The organism is Shewanella sp. CAL98-MNA-CIBAN-0140, from assembly GCF_040309905.1.
In the GTDB taxonomy this organism is placed as follows: Bacteria; Pseudomonadota; Gammaproteobacteria; order Enterobacterales; family Shewanellaceae; genus Shewanella; species Shewanella psychromarinicola.
This window is the reverse complement of record NZ_JBEOPI010000002.1, coordinates 186,706-203,982: the sequence shown is the minus strand read 5'-3', so window position 1 is coordinate 203,982 and position 17,277 is coordinate 186,706. Positions and strand designations below refer to the sequence as shown.

Genomic DNA, 17,277 nt, shown 5'->3' with positions numbered 1-17,277 from the left:
CTTTTGTAAAAAAAAACGCCAGATTAGCAATTGTTAACCTATTCGGTATTGTAGAATGGGGGTGTCATTGATAAAGTTAGCTGATTTTTCTTCTTCTGACTCAACAGAATACAGGCCTGATACATGTTCAAAAAGTTGCGCGGCATTTTTTCTAACGACCTATCGATCGATTTAGGTACGGCAAACACTCTTATTTATGTTCGCGATGAAGGCATCGTTTTGAACGAACCCTCAGTGGTTGCCATTCGCGGCGAACGCAATAGCAATGGGCCAAAGTCAGTTGCTGCAGTCGGTAGAGAGGCAAAACAAATGCTAGGCCGAACGCCTGGTAATATTCAAGCTATTCGTCCAATGAAAGACGGCGTAATTGCTGATTTCTATGTGACTGAAAAAATGCTTCAGCATTTTATTAAGCAAGTACACAACAACAGTTTCTTCCGCCCCAGTCCTCGCGTATTAGTGTGTGTACCCGTAGGCGCAACTCAAGTTGAACGTCGCGCGATTCGCGAATCAGCAATGGGTGCAGGCGCTCGTGAAGTGTACCTAATCGAAGAGCCAATGGCTGCAGCGATTGGTGCTGGTTTACCAGTATCAGAAGCGACCGGCTCTATGGTTGTCGATATTGGTGGTGGTACTACCGAAGTGGCGATTATTTCGTTAAATGGCGTGGTGTATTCTTCATCAGTACGTATTGGTGGTGATAAGTTTGACGATGCGATTATTAATTATGTCCGTCGTAACTACGGTAGCTTAATTGGTGAAGCAACGGCTGAGCGTATTAAGCATACCATTGGCACCGCATACCCTGGTGACGAAGTACTTGAAATTGAAGTGCGCGGTCGTAACCTCGCAGAAGGTGTGCCAAGAAGCTTCACCTTAAACAGCAATGAAATATTAGAAGCATTACAAGAGCCGTTATCTGGCATAGTGAGTGCGGTGATGGTTGCCCTTGAGCAGTCGCCACCAGAGCTGGCGTCCGATATTGCTGAGCGTGGCATGGTCTTAACCGGCGGTGGTGCATTATTGCGTGACTTAGACCGTTTATTAATGCAAGAAACGGGCATTCCGGTGATGGTCGCAGACGACCCGCTGACTTGTGTTGCTCGTGGCGGTGGTAAAGCCCTTGAAATGATTGATGTGCACGGTGGTGATTTGTTCTCTGAAGAGACCTAATTATCATCGGCTGAGCGGCTTTGTTAATGGCATTTTATGGGTTAACAAAGTTGCGAACAATTTATGAAACCAATTTTCGTTCGTGGCGTCTCTAGTCAATTTAGATTGACACTGGCAATTATTTTGTCGGTGGCATTACTGATGACTAATCATCGCCTGGATCCCATTCGCCAGTCTTTATCCTCGGTGTTAAGCCCGCTTCAATATTTAGCCAATGTACCAGGTGTGATGCTCGACTGGTCAGCCGAGGCATTTGCAACCCGCAACATGCTTGAATTGCAAAACAAACAACTATTACGCCAACAGCTGCTCATGTCAGAGCGTTTACAACGTTTTGAGCATGTTCGCCAAGAAAATGAGCGTTTACGGGCATTGCTCGGTTCACCTGTGCATATGGATTCTCGTAAAATGGTGGCCGAAGTAATGGAAGTGGCCAGCGATCCATTTAGACAGTTTGTGGTGTTAAATCATGGTTCGCAAACCGGCATTTATGTCGGTCAGCCTGTGGTTGATGGCCAAGGTGTTGTCGGGCAGGTGGTTGAAGTGAGTGAGTTTACCAGCCGTGTGTTGATGGTGTCAGATGCAACGCATGGTATTCCGGTGCGTGTTACCCGTAACGATGTGCGTGCAATTGCTAATGGCATGGGCGATATTGATCAAATTGAATTACGCCATGTGGCTAAAAGTACTGACATCATAGTGGGCGATTTATTAGTCACTTCAGGGCTAGGTAGTCGTTTTCCAGAAGGATATCCAGTAGCCCGTGTTATCAGTGTATCCCGTGATGATGGTCAGAGCTATGCAGTGATTAATGCTCAGCCTTTAGCGGCACTTGATCGCATACGTTACGTATTACTTATTTGGCCGGATGAAACCAAACCTTTTACGCTTCCAGCTGACGTACAAGAGTTGATAAAAAAGGCAGCCGAAGCCGCTGCGAATGAATCAGTATCTCAAGCTCCACCTTCAGAAACCACGACTACGCCAATAACCAGCGAGATAAACCAATGAGCGCGCATATTGCAAATGGTCGCTTAGTGGTATGGCTGACTTTATTTATCGGGATGATGTTTCAGATTATGCCGCTGCCCACAATGGTAGAAGCGTGGCGACCTGACTGGCTGCTTATGGTGATGATGTATTGGGCGATGGCATTACCGCATCGTTACAGTATTTTGACCGCGTGGTTGCTCGGCGTAATGCTTGATGTGCTATTGGGAGCCCATTTAGGCATCCGTTCATTAGCACTGTCGTTGGTTATTTATTTGGTGGTGATGTTGTGTCAACAATTACGCAATTATCCTCGCTGGCAACAGTCATTACTGCTCGCGTGTTTTATTTGTATTTATCATGTGGTGATATTTTGGGTACAGTTTGTTGTTGTTGGGGCTGCACCGTTTAATCTTGAGATGTTTTTACCCGCGATTTCGAGTTTATTTATTTGGTGGTGGGTGTTTTGGATACTACGCAATATGCGTCGCCATTATAAAGTACGTTAATTCACCCGATAGGGTGAATATTGTTTTTATGTTCGTTAATTAGAGTAAATATCAGATGACATGGGTACTGGCTTCAACATCGCCAAGAAGAAAAGAATTACTGGCTCAAGCAGGCTTTAGTCATCCCGGTTTTACGTTCGAGCTCGTCGCACCCAATATTGATGAAACGCCTTTATCGACTGAAACGGCAGAACAATATGTATGCCGTTTAGCGCTTGAAAAAGCCCTAGCAGGTTTGGCGCTCAGTGGTCATATTATCGCCCCTAAAGTACTGGGTTCAGATACAATCGTGGTGTTAAATCAGCAGATATTAGGTAAGCCAATGGACCAAAATGATGCCAAGCGTATGCTGACATTGTTATCCGGTCAAACTCATGAAGTGATGACAGCGGTGGCGTTAACGGATGGTGAACACACCTTTAGCCGATTATGTCGTACCCAAGTGAGCTTTTGTGAATTATCCGCTGCCGACATAGACGCTTATATTGCCTCAAATGAACCAATGGACAAAGCTGGTGCGTATGGAATACAAGCCTTGGGTGGTTGTTTTGTTCAATCTATTAGTGGTAGTTATTCTGCCGTTGTTGGTTTACCCCTAGTAGAAACGCGTGAATTATTAGCCTGCATGATGCAGCACACTTAATAACCTTTTGCTTTAATCGGGCATCTACGGTGGTGCAACTACTGTCAATATTCCCATTGAAGCATGACCCGAATACTGGTGGCTTATGAACATAAAAGCACAACGTAAAAAAGGCACAGAATTGCTCATCAATGTCACGCCAACTGAAGCGCGTGTTGCATTAGTCGAGCATGGTGTTTTACAAGAGGTGCATATTGAACGCCGCATGAAGCGAGGTTTGGTCGGTAATATCTACAAAGGTAAAATCAGTCGAGTATTACCTGGTATGCAAGCCGCGTTTGTTGATATAGGCTTAGAAAAAGCCGCTTTCTTACATGCTTCAGATATTGTTCCTCATACCGAATGTGTTGCCGATGTCGAAAAGGGCAACTTTGTGGTGCGTGATATTGCCGAGTTAGTGCGTCAAGGCCAAGACATTATGGTGCAAGTGGTCAAAGATCCACTCGGCACTAAAGGTGCCCGCCTGACAACGGATATTACTTTACCCTCGCGTTATCTAGTGTTTATGCCTGGCTCTAGTCATGTTGGCGTATCGCAACGTATTGAACTTGAAGAAGAACGTCAACGCCTTAAAAATATTACCCTACCTTATGTTGATGATGACGGCGGCTTTATTATCCGTACCGCAGCTGAAAATGTTGGCGAAGATGAACTCGCCCAAGATGCGGCCTTTTTGCGTCGGGTGTGGGCTAAGGTCAGTGAACGACGTAAGCGTAAAGGCGTTATATTACTGTATCAAGATTTGGCATTACCTGTGCGGATCATTCGTGATTTTGTCGGTACTGAACTTGACCATATTCAAGTCGATTCGCGCCGTACTTATGCTGAATTACAACACTTTGCCCAAGAGTTTATGCCTGAAATTGCTGAAAAAATTGAGCATTATGCGGGCCCAGCACCTATCTTTGAATTGTATGATGTTGAGAATGAAGTTCAACGGGCCTTAGGCCGTAAAGTTGAGCTTAAGTCTGGCGGATATTTGATTATCGACCAAACCGAAGCCATGACTACGGTCGACATTAATACCGGTGCATTTGTTGGCCATCGCAACTTAGAAGAAACCATTTTTAATACTAATCTTGAAGCCACTCAAGCGATAGCAAGGCAACTGCGGTTACGCAATTTGGGTGGGATTATCATTATCGATTTTATCGATATGCAGATTAAGGAACACCAAGCGCGGGTGTTAGAAAGCTTAAACGCGGCATTGGCGTTAGATAGAGTCAAAACAAGCGTCAGCGGTTTTTCGGGTCTGGGCTTAGTTGAAATGACCCGCAAACGTACTCGCGAAAGTTTAGAACATGTGGTGTGTGGTGAATGTCCGTCTTGCAAAGGCACGGGTACCATGAAAACGATTGAAAGTGTGTCATATGAAATTTTCCGGGAAATTATTCGTTTAGACCGAGCTTATAAAGCCGATGAGTTTTTACTGTATTGCTCGCCGGCAGTGTATATGAGCTTTAGTGGTGAAGAATCGCATTTGCTGGCAGAATTAGAAGTTTACATCGGTAAGCGTATTCGTTTGCAAAATGAACCCTTATACATTCAAAGTAAATATGATGTGGTGATGATGTAGTGTCGACAACTCAGGCGGTAACGATTAACAGATTATCTTGGCAAATTTTGGCTATTGCACTGGTGCTATTTGCATTGGTCGTTAGCCTCATTCGTGGTTTATTGCCTCATATTCCTGAAGTCCGTACTGAATTAGTTCATTATCTTCAAAACGAATACCAACTGCATGTGCAGATGGGCGAGCTCAGTGCCGAATGGCAAGCTTTTGGGCCAGCACTGACCGTGAGCAATTTAGTGTTACTGCCACAAGATAATCTGCCGATTACCGTTATCAGCGAAAATGTGCATATCAAACTCGATTTTTGGCAGTCACTTTTAACCTTGAGCCCGCAGATTGAAACCGTGGTATTTGATGGTGTTAAAGTGGCATTAAATCTCGATGCGTTGGCGTCTATGGATGAGAACGCTACCGCGGGTGATATGACTAATCTTGATTGGTTGTATGGATTGTTATTAGAACAGTTAGGGCATTTTTCAATCACCGATGCGTCATTACAACTGTTTAGTAAACAACAGGATTATCGGCCGATTTTTATCGATAATCTGCTGTGGCAAAACAGTGCCAATCGTCACCAAGCGCAGGGTATGATCCATGTGGATCAACTTGAGTCGCAGCAAGAACAGTTAACCTTACGTATTGATCTTAGCGGTGATGGTTATCAACCTGATACGGTCGCAGGCCAACTTTACGTTACCGCAGATTCATTAGACTTAGGTGAATGGGCGTCTAGACAACATATTGCGCAAGAAAACACTGACAACATTGAATTTCAAGGCGTGATTAACCTTGATGCGTGGATGACATTTGCACATCGTCAGATCCAAGATGGTGTATTAGTGTTTAAACCCAGTTGGTTGCAATGGAGTGACGCTGATACCCAGCAAAAATTTGCTATCAACTCAGGTTCATTGCAATGGACACCGCAGCCTGATGGCTGGAAAATCGCCAGCCATGATTTAGATTTATCGACTAATGATCAAACTTGGCCGTCTCTTAAGTTAGCGATAGGCACTCGTGATGGTGATTTTTTTGGTTATGCCAACCAGATTACTCCGTCGAACTTAAAGCCAATGCTGCCGTTAGTGCCCGGTTTGGGCAAACAGCAAGTGAACCTTTGGCAACAACTCAATCCTCAAGGTCAAATTGGCCCCATTAGGCTGTATAAAGCGGCCGACAAACCGCTTATCGGCAACGTTGAAGTTCAGCAATTACAGTGGCAAGCTTATCAGTCGATACCGGGTGTGAGTCCGATTGATGCTCAATTGACATGGGCGAATAGCCTGCTTGAATTTAGCTTGCCAGAACAAGAGTACAGTGTCGATTTTAACGGTGGTTTTAGCCAACCATTAGCGCTTCACGGCAGCGCAATGATGGGCCGCTATGATGTAGAACAACAGCGTCTTACCGTGGCTGATATTGAATTAATTAATGATGATATTACCTTGCAAGCGAGCCTGAATCTTGAGTTTGTTGACGAGATTCATATGGGGTTGGCGGCTCACTTAAGCATTGATGATGTGGCCGATGTTGGACGTTATTTCCCACAGATGGCCATGAGTCCAAAATTAGTCAGTTATCTTAATGATGGTTTAGTCGCAGGGCGAGTCAACGACGCGCAGGTAGTGTGGCATGGTGCGTTAGGCGGTTATCCCTATCAAGATCACAGTGGTGTATTCCAAGCTGCATTTCGCCTCGACAGTGGCACCTTTAAATTTCAACCTAATTGGCCAGAGGTCAGCGAACTCACGCTATCAGCCTTGTTTGAAAATGCCATGATGGATTTGCATATTGATCAGGGCAAACTCGATAACGTTGCGGTTGACGGCGCGCGAGTCTCTATCCCGCAGTTGGGTAAACAGTCTTTATTAAGAATTGAAGCGGATATCACCACCGACGCACAAGCCGCGGCCAAAGTGATTAACGCCTCTTCACTTCGTGATTCAGTAGGTGCCACGTTAGATGTGGTACAAATTCGACAGCAAATCAATACCCAATTAGATCTGGCGATCCCGTTATACAAAGGCGGTGAAAAATTGATTAAAGGCCAGGTGACCTTTGATAATAATCCGCTGTTTATAACCACTCCCGGCTTAGATTTACAAGGCGTATCTGGACAAGTTAATTTTGTGAATCAGTTGGTTGAAGGCAAAAATATCAAGGCGAGGTTATTTCAACAACCGTTGACGTTTAGTGTAAAAACCAAGAAAAACAATAGCAATTTTAGCTTAAATGTTGATATGAATGGTCGCTGGGATCTCGACACATTACCCGCCAGCTTACACAATCCATTGAGTGACACTTACCAGGGCAAAATGGACTGGAATGGTGGCTTAACCATGATTTTTGACCCAAGTGGTTATAGCTTACAAGTCTCTGCTAATTCCGATCTTATCGGCACCTCACTGGATTTACCGATGCCTTATCAAAAGTCGGCCGCTGAACCTAGAAAACTAAGCGTGGATCTTATTGGCGATAATAAACAATCATCGTTAAGCATTAAGTTGGCTAATGATGTCGAGTTTTGGGGGGAATTTAATGCCGACAGTGGCAGCCGGCTTGCTTTTTATGACGTGATGATTGGTCGTCATTTTAAATTGGGTGACAGATTAAATAAACAACAAGGCCATATACATGTAGACCTGCCTAAAGTCGATTTAGCGCAGTGGTTGCCGATTATTAATCGCTTCAGTGTTAGCGCTGAACCAGATGTTGTGAGGTCGTCGGTACGCGATCGTATTTTAACAGCAGATGAGTTGCCGGGGATGGCAACTCAAGACAATCGAGCTGAAACCACAGCGATTATTAATGCCGCAAGGTCATTCCCTCGATTAGCTGGGATTCATGCCGACATCGAGCAATTAAATGTGTTGGGACAATCATTTGATAAATTACATTTTTATGCCGAACCCACAGAACAGGTGTGGCGCTTTGACGCTGAGTCGCAACAGTTTGATGGCCGTATCGATTTTTACCCTAACTGGCGCGATCAAGGGATTAAAGTGGTCGCTAAAAAGTTGTATTTATACCCTAGCGTCAGCATGGCTGAACAAACAGAGCCGACAGCGGCATCCATGCTGCAATATCTGCCCACTTTAGCAATAGATGTGGATGATTTTAAGGTTAATGACTTATCGTTAGGGCACTTAGTGTTACAAGGCTTACCCCATGAACTAGGATACCAATTTCAAACGCTGTCATTAACGCAACCTACTGTTACCTTACAGGCCAATGGGTTATGGTCGCTTGAAAATGGCACCGATAAAACCGTGTTCGATATCAATTTACAGGCTGAAAAGTTTGATGACCTATCAAGGATATTAAACATCAATCCTGGACTACAAGATGCGCCATTGGATCTCAGCGGTCAGTTATCTTGGCAAAGTGCGCCCTATTACTTCACTCTCGACACGCTAAACGGCCAACTCAAGTTTGCACTAGGCAAAGGTCATCTTTCGGAGATTAGTGATAAAGGCGCGCGAGTGTTTTCATTGTTTAGTTTAGATTCATTATTGCGTAAATTATCGTTAGACTTTTCGGATGTGTTCGGCAAAGGCCTATATTTCAATACCTTTAACGGCAATCTTATGATCGATAATGGGGTGGTTAAAACCACCGATACTGAAATGGACGCCATTGCCGGTAACATGCGAGTACGAGGTTACACCGACTTAACCACCCAAAGCTTAAATTATGACATTCGTTTTGTGCCGCAACTTGCGTCCAGTGTGCCAACCGTGGTGTTATTGAGTACCAGTGCGTGGACTTTGGGGTTAGGGGCATTTGCCCTGACAAAAGTGTTAGAACCGGTTATTGAAGTGATCTCAGAAATTCGTTTCCGAGTCACCGGTACCATGGACAATCCGCAACTAGAAGAGCTTGAGCGTAAGAGTAAAGAAATCGAAATCCCAAAGGCAATATTACCGCAGGTAGACGAAACCAGTATAGAAACTAACCTTAATACTAACGCCAATGCTAAAGTAGAGGCTAAAGTCGAAACTGAAGTCGAAACTGAAGTTGACTCAGATGTTAAAGCTCAGTAATAAAAGCGATAGATCGTGAGGCCATACTCCATCGAGCGCGCCATCAACTCAGCTCGTTCCGGTTATCGATAATTGACCTTAAGCTGACCGACTGCCAGGTAGCGATGCTGAAGTCGGTCCAATGAGACAGGCTTGGGTTTACTCATCAACTAATGTGTTTATGCGATAAGGAGTTCGAGATGCAAATCAGCTTATTACAATCCCAAAGCGGCCGCGATGTCAAAGCCAATCTTGCGTTTATCGACTCGCAACTCAACGCCTTACCCCGTGATGCCAATGAGCCACAATTAGTGGTGTTACCTGAGTGTTGTTTATTGTTTGGCGGCCATGAAAGTCAACAGCTTGAATATGCTGGCAGTCAGCATCAAAGCGAACTAAAAAGCGCATTAGCCGCGTTGGCAAAGCAGTACCAAGTGTATGTTATTGCCGGCACCATTCCCATGCGTGCCGACGATGGTAGAGTGTTCAGCCGCTGTTATTTTTTTGATGATCATGGCGCCACCCTAGGTCATTACGATAAACTGCATTTATTCGATGTTGAGGTGAGTGATGACACCAAAACTTATCGCGAAAGTGATACCTTTCATCCCGGTGATCACATTAGTGTCATTGATACACCTTTTGGCAAAGTTGGTCTAGCCATTTGTTATGACATTCGCTTCGGCGATATATTCCGGGCTTTGCGTTTGGCGGGGGCAGATTATATTGCCCTACCTTCGGCATTTACTAAAGTCACCGGTGAAGCGCATTGGCAAGTGTTATTACAAGCGCGTGCAATTGAAACTCAATGTTATTTGTTGGGCGCAGGCCAATGGGGGCAACATAATCAAGGTAGTAGAGAAACATGGGGTCACAGTATGATAGTCGACCCTTGGGGCCGAGTCATTGCTGAGCGAGCCACTGAATGTGGCTGGGTACAAGCTAAAGTCGATTTAGCCGAATTACGCCGTATTCGTCAACAAATGCCGGTGATGGGCCATAATCGATTTATGGCGCCACAGTTGAAATAACACTGGATACTACTATTAACACTGAATTCGCAGTATGCGTTACCCATTAATAAAGAGAATTTTAATGCCATTTTTAACCCAAATAGAGCAGAGTTTATTGCAAGATGGATTAACCTTAGATGGACTACAAGGTTACTTAAATACCATTCATCAACACAATATCGATTTTTCAGACCTGTATTTCCAAGGTAGCCGTCATGAGTCTTGGGTATTAGAAGATGGCATAGTCAAAGAAGGCAGTTTTCACATTGAGCGTGGTGTGGGTGTGCGTGCCATTAGCGGTGAAAAAACCGGTTTTGCTTATGCAGACGAGATTACTCCGGCCGCCCTTGATGCTGCAGCAAAAGCTGCCCGCGGCATTGCTAGCGCAGGTGAACAACACAAGGTGCAAGCCTTTAAACGTCAAACGGCTCATAAACTGTATGACAGTGCCGATCCGATTGCGGCTATGGACGAAGTCAAAAAAATCGACCTATTAAAGCAAGCCGATGCCTATATTCGTAGCCTCGACAGCCGTATTATTCAGGTAGTGGTCAGCTTATCTGGCGTGCATGAAGAAATATTAATTGCCGCAAGTGATGGCACGTTAGCGGCAGACATTCGTCCGTTAGTGCGTTTTAACTGTAGCGTTATCTTAGAAGACAAGGGCAAACGCGAGCGTGGTAGTGCTGGTGGCGGTGGTCGTCACGATTACAGCGCCTTTTTAGCCACAGATGAAGCAGGCTTACCTTTAAGCTTTGAATTTGCCCGTGAAGCGGTGCGCCAAGCACAGGTTAATGTTAACGCTATTGATGCCCCAGCAGGTGAAATGCCAGTGGTACTAGGTAATGGCTGGCCAGGTGTTCTACTGCATGAAGCGGTCGGTCATGGTTTAGAAGGTGACTTTAATCGCAAAGGCAGCAGTGCTTTTAGCGGTAAGATGGGTCAACAAGTGGCGTCCACTTTAGTCACCATCGTCGATGATGGCACCATGGAAAATCGTCGTGGTTCATTAAGTATTGATGATGAAGGTGTGCCAAGCCAAAAAACCACCTTGATTGAAAACGGTATTTTGAAAGGTTACATGCAAGATAAGTTAAATGCCCGTTTAATGGGGCAAACACCAACCGGGAATGGTCGCCGCGAATCTTATGCGCATTTACCTATGCCGCGTATGACCAATACTTACATGAAAGCCGGTGATTCCAATCCAGCAGACATTATTAAGTCAGTGAAAAAAGGCATTTACGCACCTAACTTTGGTGGCGGACAGGTAGATATCACTTCAGGCAAGTTTGTGTTCTCGGCTTCTGAAGCATATTTGATTGAAGACGGTGAAGTCACTCAGGCGATTAAAGGCGCGACCTTAATTGGTAACGGACCTGAGGCCATGGGATTAATTTCAATGGTGGGTAATGACTTAGCCCTAGATAAAGGCGTCGGCGTGTGCGGTAAAGACGGACAAAGCGTGCCTGTTGGTGTGGGACAACCAACATTGAAAATTGATCGTCTAACGGTCGGCGGCACAGCTTAACGTTAAGCTTCTATTATTAGTATTTTGACGGCTTGCTGAGTGTGTTTACTCAGTGAGCATTTGTGATCTGAGCATCATTTAATGGCTTATCGTGGCTTATGTCAATTTACTGGTATCGATGCCAATTCTATTCGTGTCTGGGTATGTGTGGCCACTGGCGCTTATTTCTGAACCATCGGTATTAGCATCTCAAATTATTCCTGCAGTGCCTGCTATTATGGGAATGCTCGAGCTGAATCAATTAGGAAGTAGGTTGGTTGGCTGTCATGCCTAAATGGCAGCAATTATGGGGTTTGTTTGCGCTATTCGTCACCATGGTCATTATGGCAATTGCGCGTAAACAGCAAGATTTTAAGGTTGCAGCATCAATACCTACAACACCTGCATCATACAACATCAGCACCATAGCCGGTGAAGTCAGTAAGCTAACGTTACTCGGTTTAAGAGATGGTATAAGAGGTGGTATCAGTAAGCTAAAATCAGCCTCTTTCACCTATTTCATCTCAAACATCCCTTTTTTGTTAACAAGGTGCCTTCACGTGTTAATAGCAGCGCTAATAGTGGGTCTATTGCAAGTTATTGCAAGTCTGTTACAAGTTATTGCAAGGTAGTTAGCAGGGCAAAGGGTTGCTGATAACCGTTTATTATCTCGCGGTGAGGTGAAGTAAGCAGGGCTAGCGCTTAGTTAATGTGTCTGGTTAAAAGTACAATGTTTCTTGCTTGGTGCCATCGATAAAGATGTCGCACTTATCTGCCGTGCTCGATTTTGCCGATTGTATAATGCTAGCAACAATACCAAAGCGTCCACCTTGATCACCGAGTACCGAGCCAAAGTAACAATCACCTTTAAACTTCATGTCCTCAAAGTTTGCATTGAGATTTTGTGTAGGCGTCATAGGCGGGAATCTGCCTTGCATGATCGCGTCACCATTGGCGGTCAGTAGCAGTTTCTTCTTTTCTGTATCATACGATCCGCCAAGCACGAAAGTTTGGTCGTTGACGACAACCGTTTTATTTTGAGCCACGATCGGTGGTTTAGCTGCACAAGCGGTGAGTAGTACGCCTGCTGTAAAGGTAAAAAGTATAGAAATTATGCGCATTATTATTCCTTAGTATGCGTCGAGAGTCATAAGTCGGTCCCTCGTGATAGTAAACTAGCCCTGTCTACATATTCATTGTAACAAGTTATCAACAAATTCCAATAAAAAACAGCCTGCTAAATAGCAGGCTGGTTAGTTAGTTTGTCGTTGTATTTTGGTTAGTTACAACAAGGTGACATAAAACGACAGCACAGTTTCAATGCCTTTAGGCGTAGTGGCTGTTAGTGTTACCAAGCTTGTACCAGCAGTACCATCATTTTCAATGCTAAATGAGGTTGATGTTCCACCTGCAGCGGTCTTGTTTGGCACGGTATAGCCAGAGAATTGCAAATCACCCTCTGTGCTAGCCACGGTTAAGGTCGTGCCAAAGGGTAATATTTGCTCAGCATTGTCGGTTAATACCACAGTAAACTGAGCAATATCGCCATTTGCAATTTCTTCATTGTTAGTGATCAAACTACCATCTCTGCTTACTGTCATCGTGGCCGTTGAACCTGACATTGTTAACACCAACGCCTTACGGATATAAGTGGTCATGGCATTGCTATCGCACAAGCTACCTTGGCACTGTGGGCCGTTAAACTTACTATCAGCCGCTTGGTATGTGTCACTCGCTTGAATATTAAAGTACGGTTCACCTGATTGATGTGTTCCTGACTCATCGTCATCTCTAAAAGCATCAGGCAAATCAACAAAACCGCCGTCATGGTAGGTTTCTACATCCATGCCGTTACCACTACACACTACAGGCGTTGTACCGCTTAAGCAGCCGTTAACTACGCCGCCATCAGCATCGTCAAATACATTATTGCCATTGGTATCGAAGAAGGTTTCGTGGCCTAAAGCATAAGCTAAAATGGTGATGCGGTGATCGCTCACCCTAGGCGATGTTGAAGTCCAAGTGACTGAACATGTTCCGTTTACTATGGTACACGATGGCTCAATTTGGCCACCTTCTGCGGTAAAGTTGATGGTGGTGTCGTCCGGTGCTGGGTTAGCAAAACTGTCAGAGGCATAAGCTGTAATAGTGACTTCTTCACCATTGTTATCTCCAGCTTCTGGGTTGCCGGTCGATCTTGAAAGACTAAACCCCAACTGTTGCGGTAAACCAGTGTTAACCGTTAGCTGTTCTGATTGGGTTGTAATGGTCTGGTTATCATCTGAAGTTGATGCCATTACACGCACTGGCGTTGGGGAAGTACCCGCTTGCACTCTGACACTCACTAAACCTTCTGAATTGGTGACACTGCTATCTGTTACGTCACCATTAATAAATTGTAAGTCGCCAACTGAGGTGTCTAAACTAAAGTTCACTGATTGTTGTTCAGCAGGTTGACCACTCGCACTAGTCACTAAAAAAGTCACCAAAGAAGATTCTGTAGTGCCAGTGCCGCCTGAACCTTTAATGCGAATTTGGTTTGGTTCAGCAGATACAAAACTGATATTAGATAAGGTTTGACGCGCCAAAGTAAAAGGTAAACTTGCGCTTATGCTAGTGCCATTAATGGTTGCTGTTGCGATAATGATGTCATTGCGTTCACTGTTGCCACTGCAGCTGATATCTAAAAAGGTTGAGTTGGCAGAACCTGATAAGCTAGCTACTGGGGAATCGAGTGAAGCATTATCAGTTGTTGTACAGTCTGAGCTAAAACTAATACTGGTTGGGCTTTGTAAACGCGTAATCGTACCATCTGAATCTTCAGTCACCAGTGTGGCAGTAACCCCAAATGTGCCACCTGAACTTATGGCATAATTACCATCAATGTCAGCGGTAAGTGTCGTTGATAATTTACCCTCAATAAACGCATCATCCACATAAGCGCCCATTTTAACGATGATATCCGTGACAACATCGTCAGATGAAAGCACCTCATAAGCACTGGTGCTATTGAGGGGTGTGTCTTCGTATTCAGTGGTGACGGTAAGTAAACTCGCACCGAGATCTGAATCTGAAGGTGTGAAGTTAAGGGTAGCAATACCTGAGGTTTTTGTTAGCGCGGTTGCTGGTGTTAACGTAGCACTACCGGCATTAAAAGTAACAATTTGGTTGGCAATACCTTGATTATTGCTGTCTGTAATCAAGGCGTTGAGTTGAACGGTATTGTCAATATTAAAGCGTGTAATAGGGCCCGTTGCATCGCTAATTGAAGCGGTTATGCTAAGTGCTTCAGCTGGAGCTGTGGAGTTATATTCTTTAAATTGATAATTACGAGTCGCACTGACTGAATCGTCATCACTTGATGTATAAGTTGCGGTGAGGACGCCGGCATCGCTGCTGCTTGATGTGACAACTGTTGTTGCAAGACCAGAAGATAGGGTTAACACCGTTGTAGGGGCTATTGCTGCATTGGTTGTGCTAAAAGTAATGAGTGCCCCACTGACGTTGGTATTACCAAACTTGAGGTGAGCTACGGCACAAAAACTGCCATCGATATCAAAAATAAGTCCATCGGTGCTGGAATCACATTGGCCATTAACCACATTTTGATAACTAACCGATAAACCATAACTGTCATCTGATGTATCTGAGTCGGTGCCGTCTGCGGCACCGTTACAAGCTGTCAATAACAACACTGAAGTCAGTAATAACCATAGTGTACGAGCCATCATTTTGAGCCGCATTAGCAACATCCTTATTCTATTAAACGGTTTAGTCTTTTATTTCAGCGCGCAAATACTTAAACAACTCTCTTGATGATTTTGATTCAGCACCTTTAGCCAGTTCTTTATTGGCTTGGCGGATCAATTGACGCATTTTTTGACGCTCAAGTTGTGGGTATAGATCCAATAACACTTGGATTTCATCATCGCCATTAGTTAATAAGCGTTCGCGAATTTTTTCAAAAATCTGCACTTGAGCTGCTTCATTATTGTTTTTATTCAACACTTTATCGAGTGCAGCTTGAATAGGTTCATGCTCAAATCCGCGCATCAACTTACCAATGTATTGCAAATGGCGACGATAGGCTTCAGTTTTTTGTTTAATCAGTTTTGTTTTTAGAATCGCATCATACAGAAATTCATCTAAACCCATTTTGTCTAATTGAGTTTTGCTCAGGGCAATCAAACGCATGCCAAGTTCTTGAGCATCCTCACTTTCTTTTTTTACACCCGTTCTGCTGACATAGTTGTCATCATTATCATAGGGCTGCTGAAATAGCTCAGAATCGCCAACAATTTTCATAGTCATAAACCTCAAATCAATATGCATCAATGATAACATTTATTCGGCCTAGAATATGCAGAATTTATTGCTGATAGGCAGCGATATAAATGCTCGGTTATCAATCGCCATTTGAATTTGATATGCTAAGGTCAATTAGACTAATCAAAGAGTAAATTTGTGGCTTCTCATCCTTCTCCAGCGCCTAGCGCAAGTGAACCAACCCCTAGAATTGATGCTGAATTATCGGCGTTAAAAGACGCTGTCACTGTTGCGTTAGAATACGCAAAAGTGTTGGGGACTTCGGCCGCTGAAGTGGCCATCAGTAAGCAGCAAGGTTTGTCGGTTTCGACCCGTGAAAAAGAAGTTGAAACCGTTGAGTTTAATAAAGACGGTGCATTAGGCATTACCATTTACCGTGATGGCCGCAAAGGTAATTCATCAACTTCAGACTTAAGCCCTGAGGCGATTCGCCAAGCGGTAAAAGCGGCCGATGGTATTGCCAAATATACCTCAGAAGATCCGTTCAGTGGCTTGGCTGATCCCGCTTTGATGGCGCAAGATATTCGCGACTTAGAGTTATATCATCCACAAGATATCGATGCAGAAGAGCTCGCTCAGTTGGCCATTCGTGCAGAAGAAGCCAGTTTGTCAGTTGATAGCCGGATCCGTAATTCCGATGGTGCCAGCGCCAACGCGCATACGGCCGCCAGAGTTTATGGTAACAGCCATGGTTTTCTTAACGGTTATTGCAGCTCTCGCTACAGTTTAAGTTGTGTTGTAATAGGCCAAGAGTCTGATGGCAATATGCAGCGCGACTACGACTATACGGTGGCCCGTAAGTATCATGATTTACTTTCACCTGAATTGGTAGGTTTGCAAGCAGCAAACAAAACCTTAAGTCGATTGGATGCGCGTAAAATTCCTACTGCAAAAATGCCAGTGTTATTTGCGCCTGAAATTGCCACAGGCCTCATGGGTCATTTAATTGGTGCGATTAGTGGTAGCAGTATTTACCGTAAGTCGAGCTTCTTAATGGAAGCGTTGAACACTCAAATATTCCCTGACTGGTTTAGCATTGAAGAGCAGCCGCATTTGGTTGGGGCCCTGGCTAGTGCTAATTACGACAGTGAAGGCGTGGCAACTCAAGACCGACGTATTATTGACCGTGGCCAACTAGAGACCTATTTATTAACCAGTTACTCCGCACGTAAATTGGCGATGACTAATACAGGCCATGCCGGTGGTATTTATAACTGGACCTTGAGCCATTCAAACCAAACATTTGACGACTTAGTGAAAGCCATGAATACCGGCTTAATTGTGACGGAAGTGATGGGCCAAGGCGTTAATGGTGTCACCGGGGATTATTCTCGCGGCGCGGCGGGGTTTTATGTTGAAAACGGCGAGGTGTTATACCCCGTAGAAGAAATTACCATCGCAGGCAATTTAAAAGACATGTTTATGGGAATACAAGGTGTAGGTAAAGATCGCGATTTACGTTCATCAATCCGCACCGGGGGTATTTTACTGAGCGAGATGAAGGTCGCGGGTAATTAA

General features: G+C 44.5%; 12 protein-coding genes and 1 pseudogene. 10 read left to right on the top strand and 3 right to left on the bottom strand.

Annotated features, from left to right (window positions below; all coding sequences use genetic code 11):
• Positions 1-123 precede the first annotated feature (123 nt).
• From AAEY93_RS02030 to AAEY93_RS01990, 9 genes and pseudogenes are all read left to right on the top strand, one after another.
• Positions 124-1,173, top strand: a complete 1,050-nt coding sequence (locus AAEY93_RS02030; protein ID WP_101033814.1) for a rod shape-determining protein — start codon at positions 124-126, stop codon at positions 1,171-1,173.
• A 63-nt stretch (positions 1,174-1,236) separates the two neighbouring features.
• Positions 1,237-2,184, top strand: a complete 948-nt coding sequence (gene mreC, locus AAEY93_RS02025; RefSeq protein ID WP_101033815.1) for a rod shape-determining protein MreC — start codon at positions 1,237-1,239, stop codon at positions 2,182-2,184.
• On the top strand, positions 2,181-2,672 hold the full coding sequence (mreD, locus tag AAEY93_RS02020) for a rod shape-determining protein MreD (RefSeq protein WP_124013458.1): 492 nt from the start codon (positions 2,181-2,183) through the stop codon (positions 2,670-2,672). Before mreC ends, mreD begins: the two co-directional genes overlap by 4 nt.
• Positions 2,673-2,727: 55 nt before the next feature.
• Entirely contained in the window at positions 2,728-3,315 is a 588-nt protein-coding gene (locus AAEY93_RS02015) for a Maf family protein (RefSeq protein WP_124013459.1), read from the top strand.
• Positions 3,316-3,400: 85 nt separating this feature from the next.
• A complete protein-coding gene (gene rng / locus AAEY93_RS02010; protein WP_101033818.1) occupies positions 3,401-4,891 on the top strand; it encodes a ribonuclease G in 1,491 nt (496 codons plus the stop codon).
• A complete protein-coding gene (locus AAEY93_RS02005) occupies positions 4,891-8,931 on the top strand; it encodes a YhdP family protein (protein ID WP_351074674.1) in 4,041 nt (1,346 codons plus the stop codon). Before rng ends, AAEY93_RS02005 begins: the two co-directional genes overlap by 1 nt.
• 179 nt (positions 8,932-9,110) lie before the next feature.
• Complete coding sequence (locus AAEY93_RS02000) at positions 9,111-9,941, top strand: carbon-nitrogen hydrolase family protein (protein WP_101033820.1); 831 nt, start codon at positions 9,111-9,113, stop codon at positions 9,939-9,941.
• Between the two features lie 64 nt (positions 9,942-10,005).
• Complete coding sequence (tldD, locus tag AAEY93_RS01995; protein WP_101033821.1) at positions 10,006-11,454, top strand: metalloprotease TldD; 1,449 nt, start codon at positions 10,006-10,008, stop codon at positions 11,452-11,454.
• A 100-nt stretch (positions 11,455-11,554) separates the two neighbouring features.
• A pseudogene (locus AAEY93_RS01990) lies at positions 11,555-11,795 on the top strand (ABC transporter permease); the annotation flags it as partial.
• Positions 11,796-12,152: 357 nt separating this feature from the next.
• Here AAEY93_RS01990 and AAEY93_RS01985 read toward each other — a convergent pair.
• The 3 genes from AAEY93_RS01985 to yjgA form a co-directional block, all read right to left on the bottom strand.
• Complete coding sequence (locus AAEY93_RS01985) at positions 12,153-12,554, bottom strand: hypothetical protein (protein ID WP_351074671.1); 402 nt, start codon at positions 12,552-12,554, stop codon at positions 12,153-12,155.
• 162 nt (positions 12,555-12,716) lie between these two features.
• Positions 12,717-15,176 (bottom strand): Ig-like domain-containing protein, encoded by a 2,460-nt coding sequence (locus tag AAEY93_RS01980; protein ID WP_351074669.1) that lies wholly within the window; start codon positions 15,174-15,176, stop codon positions 12,717-12,719.
• A 28-nt stretch (positions 15,177-15,204) separates the two neighbouring features.
• A complete protein-coding gene (gene yjgA / locus AAEY93_RS01975; protein ID WP_101034789.1) occupies positions 15,205-15,738 on the bottom strand; it encodes a ribosome biogenesis factor YjgA in 534 nt (177 codons plus the stop codon).
• Positions 15,739-15,897: 159 nt separating this feature from the next.
• Between yjgA and pmbA the strand changes: the two genes are divergently transcribed.
• Positions 15,898-17,277, top strand: a complete 1,380-nt coding sequence (gene pmbA / locus AAEY93_RS01970) for a metalloprotease PmbA (RefSeq protein ID WP_351074667.1) — start codon at positions 15,898-15,900, stop codon at positions 17,275-17,277.